11 protein-coding genes are annotated in these 14,165 nt (G+C 45.9%); 7 read left to right on the forward strand and 4 right to left on the reverse strand.

The genetic code is table 11. The features are described 5' to 3' along the window. Nucleotides 1-81: 81 nt before the first annotated feature. Nucleotides 82-930 carry a mechanosensitive ion channel family protein gene (locus R7Z49_RS08480; protein ID WP_005375171.1) on the forward strand — a complete coding sequence of 283 codons (849 nt, stop codon included), beginning with the start codon at nucleotides 82-84 and terminating at the stop codon, nucleotides 928-930. Between the two features lie 95 nt (nucleotides 931-1,025). Here the strand turns inward: R7Z49_RS08480 and fhuB are convergent, their stop codons facing one another. The 4 genes from fhuB to R7Z49_RS08500 are packed head-to-tail and all read right to left on the reverse strand — an operon-like array spanning nucleotide 1,026 to nucleotide 6,849. Next, complete coding sequence (gene fhuB / locus R7Z49_RS08485) at nucleotides 1,026-2,993, reverse strand: Fe(3+)-hydroxamate ABC transporter permease FhuB (protein WP_258489888.1); 1,968 nt, start codon at nucleotides 2,991-2,993, stop codon at nucleotides 1,026-1,028. Continuing rightward, nucleotides 2,990-3,919, reverse strand: coding sequence for an iron-siderophore ABC transporter substrate-binding protein (locus R7Z49_RS08490; protein WP_052484250.1), 930 nt, complete (start codon nucleotides 3,917-3,919; stop codon nucleotides 2,990-2,992). Before R7Z49_RS08490 ends, fhuB begins: the two co-directional genes overlap by 4 nt. Then, entirely contained in the window at nucleotides 3,910-4,695 is a 786-nt protein-coding gene (locus R7Z49_RS08495; RefSeq protein WP_318111548.1) for an ABC transporter ATP-binding protein, read from the reverse strand. The genes R7Z49_RS08490 and R7Z49_RS08495 overlap by 10 nt, the downstream gene beginning before the upstream one ends. Before the next feature lie 51 nt (nucleotides 4,696-4,746). Continuing rightward, complete coding sequence (locus tag R7Z49_RS08500; RefSeq protein ID WP_054578633.1) at nucleotides 4,747-6,849, reverse strand: TonB-dependent siderophore receptor; 2,103 nt, start codon at nucleotides 6,847-6,849, stop codon at nucleotides 4,747-4,749. 145 nt (nucleotides 6,850-6,994) lie between these two features. Here R7Z49_RS08500 and R7Z49_RS08505 point away from each other — a divergent pair, with 145 nt between their 5' ends. The 6 genes from R7Z49_RS08505 (at nucleotide 6,995) to R7Z49_RS08530 (ending at nucleotide 14,160) form a co-directional block, all read left to right on the forward strand. Beyond that, nucleotides 6,995-8,848 carry an ABC transporter ATP-binding protein gene (locus R7Z49_RS08505; protein WP_318111549.1) on the forward strand — a complete coding sequence of 618 codons (1,854 nt, stop codon included), beginning with the start codon at nucleotides 6,995-6,997 and terminating at the stop codon, nucleotides 8,846-8,848. Between the two features lie 237 nt (nucleotides 8,849-9,085). Beyond that, nucleotides 9,086-10,120, forward strand: coding sequence for a DUF4118 domain-containing protein (locus R7Z49_RS08510; protein ID WP_025768539.1), 1,035 nt, complete (start codon nucleotides 9,086-9,088; stop codon nucleotides 10,118-10,120). Next, the gene (locus R7Z49_RS08515; protein WP_318111550.1) at nucleotides 10,117-10,815 is read left to right on the forward strand and encodes a response regulator transcription factor; all 699 of its coding nucleotides are present in this window, start codon (nucleotides 10,117-10,119) and stop codon (nucleotides 10,813-10,815) included. The genes R7Z49_RS08510 and R7Z49_RS08515 overlap by 4 nt, the downstream gene beginning before the upstream one ends. 151 nt (nucleotides 10,816-10,966) lie before the next feature. Next, the gene (locus R7Z49_RS08520) at nucleotides 10,967-11,620 is read left to right on the forward strand and encodes a potassium channel family protein (RefSeq protein WP_025768537.1); all 654 of its coding nucleotides are present in this window, start codon (nucleotides 10,967-10,969) and stop codon (nucleotides 11,618-11,620) included. Nucleotide 11,621: 1 nt separating this feature from the next. Further along, nucleotides 11,622-12,986, forward strand: a complete 1,365-nt coding sequence (locus R7Z49_RS08525; protein ID WP_065275452.1) for a TrkH family potassium uptake protein — start codon at nucleotides 11,622-11,624, stop codon at nucleotides 12,984-12,986. 247 nt (nucleotides 12,987-13,233) lie between these two features. Continuing rightward, nucleotides 13,234-14,160: a LysR substrate-binding domain-containing protein gene (locus R7Z49_RS08530; protein WP_054578636.1), complete on the forward strand. Its 927-nt coding sequence runs from the start codon at nucleotides 13,234-13,236 to the stop codon at nucleotides 14,158-14,160. The last annotated feature ends 5 nt before the right edge of the window (nucleotides 14,161-14,165 follow it).

Here is a 14,165-nt window from a genome sequence, read left to right on the forward strand (position 1 = left end):
GAGTGAGCACGGACAACAGACAAAATAATTTGTTATCGTTAGCTGTTACTGGGCCGTATTTTTATTCGAGGGAGCCGTGGAATGGAGAAAGTGCAGTTAGTTGTCGATTTTCTTCTCACTCATAAATTGATTTTTACCGCACTGATCTTTGCGATTATGTGGTTAATTCGTCGTGCAATTTTATCGATGATTCGTGGTGATCACGCTTTTCTCTCAGAAGATCAGCGTAGTTGGATGTCCAGAACTAAAAATGGCACCTTTGCTGTTACATTACTGATTTTATTTATTTTATGGCAATCAGAAATTAACGAGTTTGCTCTGAGTGTAACGGCGATTGCCGTTGCCATTGTAGTGGCATCCAAAGAAATCATTTTGTGTTTTACGGGTTCGATTCAAAGAGCAAGTTCACGTTCTTTTCGCGTTGGGGACTGGATTGAGGTCGGGAAGTTATGCGGTGAAGTGATTGAGCACAATATGATGGCGACGGTGATTCAAGAGATCGACCTGCATCACGGGCAATATCATTACACCGGCAAAACAGCGACATTGCCTAATAGTATGTTCTTTACCTATCCAGTAAAGAACCTCAACTTCATGAAGCGGTACGTTTACCACAACTTTTCTGTAGTGGTGAAAGACTTCGTCAATTTGTATCCACTGTTACCGATTTTAACTGATAAAATTGAAGAACATTGCAGTTACTTTGCTGATGTTGCACATCGTTACAATGCGATGATTGAAAAACATGCTGGTGTTGACCTTCCTGGTTCTGAGCCACATATGCATATTTCTAGTAACATTAATGGCGAACAAATTCTGCACGTGATGATTTTCTGCCCAACCGATAAAGCGAACCACTTAGAGCATTTAATTCGTAAGGACTTTATGGAACTTTATGAGCAACGTTTTCCTGTAGTGCGAGAAGAATAGAGCATCGTACTTCGCCTTTAATTTCAAACCCCGCTATCAAAATAGCGGGGTTTGTGTTTCTTAGCGTATTTTTAGGCAGTCAAAATATTCCCAACTTAGCTGAATTTACTCTTCAGCATTAAAAATAGGAAGTAAGTGCTGCCTATAATAGCGACCAACGTGCCAGCTGCGACCTGACTTGGATAAATAGCGATTTGTCCTAGCCAATCTGCCCACAACATTAGGGTTGCGCCAATTAAGGCTCCGACACACAGTTGCTCTTTCACTTTTCTTGCTCCTAACATCATCGCCATATGGGGAGCGATCAAGCCAACAAAAGATATTGGTCCAACTGTAGCGGTAGAAAAGGCGCATAACAAAGCAACGATGGTGAGCATAAGCGTATTGGCTACGGTAGGGTTAAGCCCTCGTGCATTTGAGAATTGTCGCCCGATGGAAATTAGTGTTAGCCAACGAGAAATCGAGAATACAGCGGCAAGCAGAACTATTATGGCCAAACATAACATCAGTGCGGTGTCGGCTGTGACTCGATAAATAGAACCAGTTAGCCACAATAAAATTTTGTAACTGTCACCTGAGCCTTGAGCTAGCGAAAATTGAACGAGGGCTTCTAATAGTGCCGTTAGTGCGATGCCGGACAACACGAAGTTAGATGGATTAAAATGGCTTCGTTTACCGATAACCAGCAATAACATCAATACGGACATACTTCCGAAAAAAGCGATACCCCAGCTAAATGCGGAGAGAAGCGACCCAGCGATGACTCCTGTCGTAATAATGGCAAACGTGGCTCCGGAAGACACACCGAGAATATCGGGACTTGCCAGAGGGTTGTAAACTATGCGTTGCAAAATGATTCCGGCAACGGATAGCGCAATACCGACAGAAAGTGCGGTTAACATGCGCGGCCAGCGCAATTGCCATTGGAACTCACCTGGCACAGACCATTGAATTCCGTTTATACCATGGGTAACGAATGAGTAAGCTAGAATCCCAACCAGACTGAATAGCGCAATGCTGCATACCGCGCGTTTAGAAAGCGCCGTTTTTCCTTGGCTCATTGAAAGGTTAAGTTGATCGGTTGCCGTCAGTTTTTTACGAGTAAACCAAATTAAAGCGGGAGCGCCAATAGCTGCAGCCGCTACGCCGCTAGGAATGGTTTCCTCTAACCATAAGCTCAGCGAGATAGCGGCAGAGTCTGTGATGATTAGTAGCATTGCGCCCAAAAGCATGCTGCTGATCAATTCGTCGCGCGGTGTTCTTGCCCCCATCGCTCTGGCAATATTGGGTGTCAGTAATCCGATGAAGCTGATAATACCAACTGCGGTGATGGAGGCAGATACCAGCCAAATACCCATCACCATTAACGCACCAAACGCGGGTAATACCGCTAAGCCTCGGGCTGCTGCGCCTTCTTGTCCTAGTTTCATTAAGGTCAGAATACGTGGTGCGACGATCAAAATTACGATTGCGATAGCGCAGCGAGGCAATAACCACTCAAACCAATCCCAGCTGTATTGAGAGAGGTCTCCTGCTCCCCACATAAAAATATTCTGTGCGAACTGGGCGTTTAAAATAATAATGGCTGTGGCGATAGAACCGAGCAAGATATTGATCACCATCCCCGAAACGACCAACGGCAAACCTGTCATATTACGCACACCGGCAATTGATACGATCAGGCCAAACGCCACTAAAGCCCCAAACATTGCGGCTAATGCAGAGTAATCGGCGACCCAATCGACGAACCAAATGTTTACCACGACTAATGCAAGCCAAGCACCAGAAGAGGTGCCAAGAGTCAACGGCGAGGTGAGGTTATTCTGCGTTAATTGCTGCATTAAGCTGCCGGTGAGACCAAGCATGGCACCAACAAGCAGGGTCATACTTAACCTAGGAAGCTGCGCTTGCGTAAAGAATACGTCACGAAACTCGGTTGCTACCTCTGGTTTTGTTAATAATTGCCATTGTTCGAAAAGTGATAAATTAGTATCAATTTGTAGGCTAAAGACGCTAAGTAATGTAATCAGCGCCAGATAACCAATATAATGTTTCGTTCTCATTGTTCTGGTGCCAACTCTATTAGACTGTCGGTAATCGCTTCAGCGGTGTATTGCAAAGACATGGCACCGCCATACGCCCACACTGCTCTGACTGAATTTACCCGCTGCTTTTTCACAAACGGCATCGCTTGCCAAAGTGGCGACTCTTTCAGTTTTCGTTCTTCTGGGAAAGGTTGTACGTAGAGAACGTAGCTGTTTTGAAGGCTCTGAAGCCGATTGATTCGATCTTGCTTTACTCCCCACGCACGTGGGTCCTCTTTAATTGGAGCCTGTAATCCCAGTTTTCTAACCACGTAGTCAGTGGTGGAGTTTTCGGTTGCAAGTAATACAGTATTCGGGGTTGAAAATCGCATCACAAGAACGCTGAGTGGAGCAGAGTAATAGTGGCGAATTCGCTGGCGCATCTGCGCAAATGAAGCATCTAATTCTGCCAGTTTCTGTTCAGCAAGTGCCTCTTTATTGAATAGCTTGCTGAGTGTACGAAAGTGACGAATGGCCGTTTCAGCTGCGGCCTCATTTTCAGAAAAATTAGGTAAATAGATTACCGGAGCAATTTGTTTGAGTAACGGAATCAAGTCTTGCTGTGGAGACGCAGCAAGGATGACATCTGGTTTCAAACTGGCTATTTTTTCTAAGTTGGGCTCTGCTCGGGTTCCAATATCTTCAATTGACTCTGGTGCAGTTGGATTGACGACCCATTGGCGGTAGCCTGGTAAATTTGGGGCTGCGATTGGTTCTACGTTTAGCGCCAAAACTTGTTCTAAGATGTCCCAGTTTAAGGCAACAACGCGTTGAGGCGCTTGCTCAAAACTATGCTCACCATATTCATCGGTAACGGTGATGACTGCATGTGCATTGGTCATAAAAAATACGAGGAGAAAAGCAGATTGTGTAACCACAGTAAGTAAACGAGCCATTATGCGCATACAACAGCCACCTTTTGGCTCGCTAATGTGTTAGCCGGGCTTGGGTGCTCAATCAGCTTAATTGGTGACTCATATAGTTTAGAAAGGCGTGCCTCGTCTAACAACATGTCGGCGTTGCCTTCAAAGGCAATTTTACCTTTTTTGAGCGCAACAATGTGGGTGGCGTAGCGCAGGGCTAAGTTCAGATCGTGCAGGATCACGATAATGCCTACGTTCTCGGTTCGATTCAGTTCTGCCAGCAGCGCCATTAGTTGAAACTGATGGTGAACATCGAGCGCCGAGGTTGGCTCATCGAGAATTAAAATTGGCGATTGTTGAGCCAGTAGCATAGACACCCAAGTGCGTTGGCGCTCGCCGCCCGATAAGTCATCCGCCAAAGCTTGAGCAAAAGGTGTAACCCCTGTTCGTTCCATAGCCTGCGTGATGATCTGTTTGTCTTCAGCTTTCCAACGACCAAGTGCCCCACGCCACGGAAAGCGACCTAAGCGCACTAGCTCTTCTACCGTTAAACCAGCCGAAGAGGGCAGCTTTTGTGGCAAATAGGCGATCTGTTTTGCCAACTCTTTGGTTTTGAGTGATGAAAGGGAAGTATCGTTTAGTGTTACCGTGCCTTTATCTGGTGGCATTTGACCAGAAAGCAGGTTCACCAGTGTCGACTTACCTGAACCGTTATGGCCTAAAACGACCGTCAGCTCATTTGTTGGGATGTTAAGTTGTTCGATGCCGAGGATCTGACGTCCACCTCGCACGATCTCAATATTAGACAGTTGAAACATGGATGGCTCTTAGGAGAAAACTCCCCTCAATAGAGGGGAGTAGAAGTACAATTACCAGCGGTAGTTTGCGTTTAGCATAACAGAGCGAGACTGGCCGTAGTAACACCAGTAATCGCAACCTGAAACAAACTCTTTATCTAGGATGTTGTTCACGTTTAGCTGTGCTTGCCACTGTGAAGTGATGTCGTAAGTGACTGACGCATCCCAAAGAGTGACAGAAGGAACCGTTAGGTTCGAGCTCTTAGGGTTATCTTTTGACTCACCTACGTAGCGCACACCAGTACCGATATTGAGGCCTGGAATCAGGCTGTAGGCGCTGTAGTCTACCCATGCAGACGCTTGATGCTCAGGAATAAGTGCGGCTTGTTTTTTACCTTGGCCAAAGCTCTCATCTGTTTTCGCTTTAGTGTAGGTGTAGCTTGCCATCAGTTTTAGATCGTCGGTTAGCTGCGCCGTGCTTTCTAGCTCAATACCTTGAGATGTCACTTCACCTGTTTGTGTCGCAATCCATGTTGATGGGTTAGTGACCAACGCGTTCTTTTGCGTGATGTCGAACCATGCAAGGTTGATAAAGCCATCCATAAAGCTTGGCTCATACTTTACACCCACTTCTACTTGCTCGCCTTCCAGCGGTTTGTAAAGTTCATTGGTTGCCGCATCAATAGTGCTGATCACTTCAAACGACTGAGAGTAGTTTGCGTAAGGTGACAGGCCATTGTTTGCAAGGTACATCACACCCGCACTTAGAGAGAGCTGACCATCATCACGAGATTCACTTTGATCAACGGTAGCGCCTTTGCCAGAGTTTTCTGTTTTCACCCAGTCGTAACGAGCACCTATGTTACCAATCCACTGTTCATGCAGTTTCAATTGGTATTGTGAATAGAGACTTGCTTGAGATTTCTCAATCTCACGTTTCACGTTGTTGGCAGGATCAAGAGGGGTGAAGTTGCCGTAAACTGGGTTCCACGGGTTGATAGTGCCAAATGCATAGTTGTCTTGCTCGTCGCCATCGGTTTTGTGGAATTGCAGATCCATACCGATAAGCACTGTGTGCTCTGCGTTGTCTGTCATCCAGTTGCCGACAGCATTGTTATCGAACGTGATGCTCTGGTTTTTTCCGTCACGGAATACGATGCCTTGCGTTAACTCTTCTTTCGCTGGATCGTTGTTTGAGAACGCGTAAGAGCTGCGCAAGTACAACTCATTCGAACCGTAATTGAGGTTTTGCGAGAGTGACCACATGTCATTGATGTCGTGCTCTAGTAAGTAACCTAGAGAAAACTGCGTGCGTTCGTATTTATCGTAGTTTGGCTGACCAAGGTTAGTCGAAGGATCGATTTTGCCAAAGTTAGAACCAATCAGAGTACCTGCTGCCGGGAAGAATGGGTTAGTTGGTACACCGTCATCATGAAGGTAAGTTGCCAAAACGGTCAGCATTGTACGGTCAGAAATGTCGAACTCGACACTTGGCGCTAGGTAGAAACGCTCGTTATTTGTGCCGTCCAGTTCACCATCTTGGCTTGTCATCAAGCCAACCAAACGATAGCGCACAGTGCCTGCGTCGTTTGCTTCGTCAGCAATGTCAAAACCTACGGATTGGTGTTGGTTGTTGCCAACTTCGACTTTTACTTCGCCTTGAGGCGTAAACGTTGGTTTTTTCTGAACAGCATTCACGATACCGCCTGGTGCCGATTCACCAAACAGAATAGCCGATGGACCTTTAACGACTTCTACACTTTCTAGGCCGTAAGGTTCGACCAACCATGTGTAGTAACCATCGCGGAATAGGCGGTTGCCGTTTAGGTAAGTCGCTGCATCAAATCCACGAACTTTGAACCAATCAGTGTCGTTGTCTGCGCCATAAGGCTGAGCGGTTACACCAGACGTGTAGCGTAATGCTTCATCTAGCTTTTTCGGTGCACGAACACGAAGTTCATCTTCAGAAATGATAGATACGCTGCGCGGCGTTTCTGCTGCCGGGGTTTCTACTTTAAGTGCTTGCGCGGTGACCGTTATGGTCTCCATGGCAATCACGTCATCTTGTACGACGTCTTCTTGAGCTTGTGCTGTGAATGCAACCACTGCTGTAGGTGCTAAAGCACAAACCAACGCGTTGCGGATAGCGATGGTCAGTGAGTTATTCTTTTGCATAAATCTATTCCCGATAATTATGATTAACGCTAAGCTTAATTGTAATTATTATCATTTGAGCTTTTGTTTCGGTATTTTACTGACTTTTGTATCAAAAGATAGTAAAACGTTCGCAAATTCATTCGCGGTACCTAAAGTCATTGTTATGTTCAATTGGTTTGAAAAGCTGACCCAACCCTTTCCCCAGATGGAAACCGAAAAGCCACCGAAGACGCTATTTGGCTTTTGTCGTTTTTACACTCGTGGCTTTGAAGCCCCTTTACTCGTTATGGCTGTGTTCAGTGCGCTTATTGCCATTACTGAGGTGACGCTGTTGCGTTATATGGGCGAGCTCGTCGATATTCTCTCTAATCAAGATCGCGCAACATTCTGGCAAGACCAGGGTGATCGCATGCTAATGATGCTGTTCTTAGTGGCGATTGTGATGCCAGCTCTCGGTTTTGTCCACTCAATGGTGATGCACCAAACGTTATTGGGTAACTACCCGATGTCTATCCGTTGGTTGATTCACCGTTACTTGCTAAAACAAGCGGTTGGATTTTTCCAGCGTGACTTTGCAGGCCGAGTTGCGACCAAAGTGATGCAAAGTGCGTTAGCGGTACGAGAAACGGTCATGAAGCTGGTGGATGTACTGGTTTATATCAGCGTTTATTTTCTTTCGATGCTTTGGATGATGGGCGAAGCCGATGGTTTGCTAATGCTACCTATTGTGATTTGGATAGGAATGTACGCGGTTATCCAGTTCTACTTTATCCCTAAAATGAAACAAGTAGCGACAGAGCAAGCGGATGCTCGTTCTGTAATGACTGGGCGCATTGTCGATTCTTACACCAACATATCTACCGTAAAGCTATTCGCGCACTCGCAACGAGAGTTGGAATACGCAGAAAGCAGCATGAAGCAATTTTTGGTGACGGTTTACCGCCAAATGCGCATGGTGACTTGTTTACTGTTTAGTGTGGATGCCATCAACTATTTGCTGCTGATGTCTATTAGTGCCATTTCGGTTTATCTATGGCTAGATCACGCTGTAACAATTGGTGCTATTGCGATTGCCATCAGTATTGCATTGCGCGTACAAGGTATGTCGAAGTGGATCATGTGGGAAGTTAGCGCACTGTTTGAAAACATCGGTACAGTAGTAGACGGTATTAATACGATTTCAAACGATGTTGAAGTGAAAGACGTACCAAATGCTAAGCCTTTGCAAATCTCCCAAGGTGAGATCTGCTTTGATCACGTAGGTTTTAACTACAGTGACGAGAAGGCGGTATTTGAGAACTTGAACCTGACTATCAAACCGGGCGAAAAAGTCGGCATTGTCGGTCGTTCTGGGGCAGGTAAATCCACGTTGGTCAACTTGTTGCTGCGTTTTTACGACGTAAATACCGGTAAGATTTGTATTGATGGACAGGACATTTCTCAAGTCGAACAAGAGTCGCTTCGCCAACACATCGGTATGATCACGCAAGACACCTCTTTGCTGCATCGTTCAATTAAAGAGAACATTCTTTACGGTGATCCAGATGCTTCAATGGATGCCGTTATCGCAGCTGCTGAGAAAGCACATGCTCATGATTTCATTCAATCTCTACGAGACGAGCAAGGTAACGTTGGCTATGACGTTGAAGTGGGTGAACGCGGTGTGAAGCTGTCTGGTGGTCAGCGTCAACGTGTGGCGATTGCTCGCGTTCTGCTGAAAAACGCGCCAATTTTGATCATGGATGAAGCAACGTCTGCACTTGATTCAGAAGTAGAATCGGCAATTCAAGAAAACCTTGAAGTTCTGATGGAAGGAAAAACAGTGATTGCGATTGCTCACCGTTTATCAACGATTGCCGCGATGGATCGTTTGATTGTAATGGATGACGGCAAAATCATTGAGCAAGGCTCGCATTACGAGCTGCTGCAATTGGGTGGTGTTTACGCTCAGTTGTGGAAGCATCAAACCGGCGGATTTTTGTCTGAGCAAGGTGATGCTCAACTGCAAGTCATCTAATATGACGCTACACGAAAGAGGAGCAAATGCTCCTCTTTTTTGTGTCTGTCGTTTATACCGAGTAAGTAGGCGTTAATGGGCAACGTTAACTTGTGATTATTCATTAAGTTAGGCCAACTTAATGATGATTATGTTTATAACTCACTGTCGTTATTGAATTTTTTACGCTTTTTTTACGCGAACTCCGAATGGGCTTTTGCTAAAGTTTTCTACATCGAATTTTGGTTGATGTATTTTATGTTTGTTCAATGGCGAGATAACACCTTTCTCTTTTCTACTACCGTGATTGTTGGCGCGGTTGTCGTCTCATGGTTGTTAGACCAACTGTTTGGCTCTACGGCTGCCGTCCTGCTGATTTTACAGTTAGCGGTCGTGGTAGTGGCGTTTCAATGCAACTCGCGATTCGCTTATGCGGCGGCGGTGATCGAAGCGCTGAGCTTCAACTTCTTTTTTACGACACCTCGTTACTCTTTGCAGATGTTTCGTCCGGAAGACATTTTTAATTTAGTCGTGTTTATGGTGGTGGCATTTATCACCAGCACCTTTGCGGATCTTTATCGTCGCCAGCAGGGCGAGTTAAAACAAACCAAGCTGCAAAACAGCATCCTGCTATCGGTGTCCCATGACTTACGCACGCCGCTGGCAACCATTATTGGAACATTGACCACACTCAACGAGTACATGCCCAAGCTCAATGACTTAGAGCGTAAAGAATTGCTCGACAGTGCGACTTCAGAAAGCCATCGCTTGCATCAATATATCGAGAACCTCTTACAGGCGACTAAGCTCCAGCACGGCACATTAAAAATTACCAAAAAAGATGAGTTGATTGCAGATATTGTTCGGGATGCGGTTTCTCGTTTGCCAAATTACACCGAGAAAGTGTCCATGAATATGGATGATTCCGTTGATTATTTGTCAGTAAGTCGTTCGCTCATCGAGCAAGCGATTTTTAATGTGTTGGATAATGCCATGCGATTTTCACCAGAGAATGAATCTGTCGAGGTTTCACTTTCTAAGCAGGGTTCGTCGTGCGTGATTGATGTTCGGGACATGGGGATTGGCATCAAAGCTGAAGATGCGGAAAAAATATTCAGCCTTTTCTATTCCGACGCGAACAACAAATCGGCCGATTCAGGCACCGGAATGGGACTCGCGGTTGCCAAAGGCATCATCATCGCACACCAAGGAGAGATTCAATCTATGCCAGTATCAGAAGGGACGCTGATCCGCATTCGACTTCCACTCAATCCAGGAGCAGAGCAGGCGTGAGTTACAAAGTTTTAGTCGTGGACGATGAGCCTCGCATTCATACCTTTATTCGAATTTCGCTGTCTGCTGAAGGGTTTGATTACATTGGCGCGAGTACCATTGCAGAAGCCAAAGCGTGTTTCGAAGTGCATTCGCCGCACGTCATTCTGCTAGATTTAGGCTTGCCCGACGGCGATGGGAAGGAGTTTCTCACTACGCTTCGTCAGACGTATAAAACGCCAGTGCTAGTGCTGACGGCTCGCGATCAAGAAGAGGAAAAAATCCGCCTTTTAGAAGCGGGCGCGAATGATTACTTGAGCAAGCCTTTTGGCGTAAAAGAGCTCATCGCGCGCATCAAAGTGCTGGTTCGAGATTTGGTGGATGAGAAATCCATCGCTGATGAGCTGGTGGCTGGCCGAGTCAAAATCATCAAAAGCACCCACCAATTTTGGTTGGATCAGAGGGAAATTCCACTCACCAAGAAAGAATTTTCTTTCATTGAACAGTTGATTCTCAAGCCGGGAAAACTCATTGAGCAAACTCATTTGCTAGCGGTGATTTGGGGAAAAAGTCATGTCGAAGATACTCACTACTTACGCGTGTTAGTGAGTCAACTACGCAAAAAACTGAACGATAGTGCTGACGAACAGCGACTTTTAAAAACCGAGCCGGGGCTGGGTTATCGTTTAGTGCTAGAGGCGTCCAAGCACCACTAAATTCCAAATTTAATCAACGTTAATGCCAAGGTTTAGTGCTGGTTATCGGCACTCGAACAGGATTCGTGTTGCCTATTTTCCGTGACGGAAAATCAGTCTAGCCCTTAACGCATTAGCATTTTCTATACATAAAACACAGTTAGGTATTGATATGGCTCACTTTACAGTAATTGGTCTAGGGCGATTTGGCGTTGCCGCCAGCTTAGAACTTATTCATCTTGGACACACCGTAACGGGGGTGGATAGCGCCCCGAAAATCGTCGAAAAATACGTCGAGGAGTTAACGCAAGCGGTCATATGTGACGCAACAGACGAAGGTGCACTCAGAGAGTTAGCGTTAGCAAACAGTGATGTGGTGTTGGTGGCGATTGGCGAAGACATGCAAGCCAGTTTGTTGTGTACTCTGGCGCTGAAAAATCTGGGTGTGAAATCCATTTGGGTCAAAGCGAGCACCAAAGCACACCACACCATAGTGTCTAAGCTTGGTGTACAACGCATTATTCATCCGGAAGAGGAGATGGGCGTAAGAGTCGCACAGGCACTCAACTATCCGATGGTGAACAACTATTTGGAAATGGGGCATGGCTTGTATGTGGTGGAAATCCACGTTAAATCCAATCTGCACGATACGCCGCTTTCTAAGTTGATCAGCCGAGGCAGTTACAACATTCAGCCGATCTTGGTGAAGCGCGAAGAAGCCATCTACACCAATATCAATGATGAGTTTGTGCTTAATGAGTTCGACACGCTGTTGCTTTGTGGTAGTCGCGCTGAGCTGAAATACGTCGCTCCAAGGTTGGTGTAACATGGTTTTGTGGCATCCCTCTATTATCCCAATCGAGCGAAAACCCAAAGCGGGCAAAAAATTGTTGGGCGCACCGCCATTAATACTTAGCCTCAGCTTTGCGTGCTTGATCATGCTCGGCACGGTCTTACTCAAACTGCCGATTGCCACCACAGAGCCCATCACTTGGATTCAAAGCCTGTTTACTGCGACATCGGCCATTACGGTGACGGGATTAGTTGTGGTAGACACGGGCACGGCGTTTACGCCTTTTGGGCAAGTGGTTATTGCTTTCCTGATTCAATGTGGTGGCCTAGGTTTAATGACGTTTGCCATCGTGACCTTGCTGGCTCTGGGCGGAAAAATTGGCTTTTTGGAGCGAGCCGTCGCGAGAGAGGCGTTCAACCAAACTGACTCATCGACACTCATTGCCACCGCTAAATCTGTATTGATGTTCGCTCTGCTCGTTGAACTTATTGGTTTCACTATTTTGAGCGTTTATTGGAGTGAAGAGCTGGGTTGGAAAACCAGTTTGTTCCATGGTTTCTTCTACACCATCAGTGCGTTTAACAATGCAGGTTTTGCGTTGAGTGCCGATAGCTTAATGCCTTACGTGGACGACCCGATCGTTAACTTCACCATTACCAGTTTGTTCATTATTGGTGGTTTAGGCTTCTCGGTTTGGATTGACTTAAAACGCAATCGCCGTTGGCACCGACTCACCGTTTACAGTCGAATGATGATCTTAGGCACGGTGATCATTAACGTGGTGGCACTTATCGCGATTTACCTGATTGAATATGAGAACCCCAACACGCTTGGCCCTTTGAGCGAAGCAGGGAAATGGTGGGCATCGTGGTTTCAAGCGGTGACGCCAAGAACGGCAGGGTTCAACACTTTAGCTATCGATCAGTTGGAAGATGCCACAACGGCGATCATTCTGGTGTTGATGTTTATCGGCGGTGGATCATTGAGTACGGCAAGTGGCATTAAAGTTGTGACATTTATGGTATTGGTCTTGGCAACTTACAGCTATTTGCGTCGCGATGAAGCAACCTATGCCTTTCAACGCGAGATTCCCAAAGAGACCATCAGCAAGGCATTGGCGCTGACTCTGATCTCGGTGGGGGTGACTTGGTTTGCCATATTCACGCTGTTACTGACAGAGAAAGCGTCTATGTTAGACATTATGTTCGAAGCAGTCTCGGCACTGGGTACGGTTGGTTTGTCGCGAGGCTTAACGGGCAGTTTATCCGAACCGGGTGAGTTAGTGATCATCTTCATGATGTTTATGGGACGATTAGGCCCCCTTACTTTGGCGTACTTCTTAGCCAGTCCAAGAAAGAAAAAAGCGCGTTACGCGAGCACTAAATTGGCAATAGGGTAAATGGGCTAACTCGAAGAAAGTGAGCAAAAGGCTAGGCAAAAGAGGAGTAACTGCTCCTCTTTTTGTGCTCGTTGTAGCCACGAAACTGTATACGGCAGTCTCTCTCACAACAATTTATGATTCATCTCTATTTTTTATCATTTATAAATTGTCGTTTTTGGGGTGTTGTCCAGAATGGCATTATCCACGTGCAACATAAGATTGCCGGGAATAAAAATAATTACAATACTGCCTTACTGGAAGATACATGAAAATCAAACCCCTCCCACCTTTAAATAGCCTCGTTGCGTTTGAAGCGTCGGCGCGGCACTTGAGTTTTACATTAGCCGCTGACGAGCTAAACGTGACCCAAGGTGCTATCAGTCGTCAAATTAGACAATTAGAAGAATACTTAGGCAAGGCTATGTTCACGCGAGCCAATCGAAGCATTAATTTAACGCCTACAGGTCTTCAATATTATCAAGCTGTCAGCCAATCTTTGCTCGATATTGCTCAAATCACGGGTGAAGTGAAGAAATGGCAGGGCGAACAAAAGATCACGGTTGCGACGACAAATGCAATGGCAGCCTTGTGGTTGTTGCCTAAGGTTGCTCAATTTCAAAATGAACATGATGACATCGATATAAGGATATTGGCCTCAGATAATGTGTTGGACTTACGCCGATTAGATTGCGATCTCGCCTTGTTTTATTGTCGCACTCCACCTGCGGAAATGGATGTGACAACGCTATTTTCAGAAGAAGTATTCCCTGTGTGTAGCCCGCTTTATTTAGAGAAAATCGGCCAGCCTAGTGAGCCAGAAGAAATCTTCAATAAAACGTTACTCTATCTGGAAGAGTCTCAAAGAGATTGGGTGAATTGGGAGCAGTGGTTTGCAAGTGTGGGGTTGCCAAATATTTCGCCTCGTAATCGCATGAACATCAATAACTATCCAATGCTGTTACAAGCGGCAATTAATGGTCAGGGAATCGCGTTAGCCTGGGGGTCATTAGTGGACGACTATTTACAAAGCGGCGCTTTGGTTAGGCCAGTCGAACACGTGCTTTCAACACCTTCCAATTTTTCTATGCTTGAACCTAAAAATAGAGGTTTAATCCCAGCCAGCGTCAAACGTTTTAGAGAATGGCTTTTGCATCAGTTGCCAGATGAGGTAGGTGATCGAGGCTTAGCTTAAATCAA

The organism is Vibrio sp. 1562 (genome assembly GCF_033340155.1).
In the GTDB taxonomy this organism is placed as follows: domain Bacteria; phylum Pseudomonadota; class Gammaproteobacteria; order Enterobacterales; family Vibrionaceae; genus Vibrio; species Vibrio alginolyticus.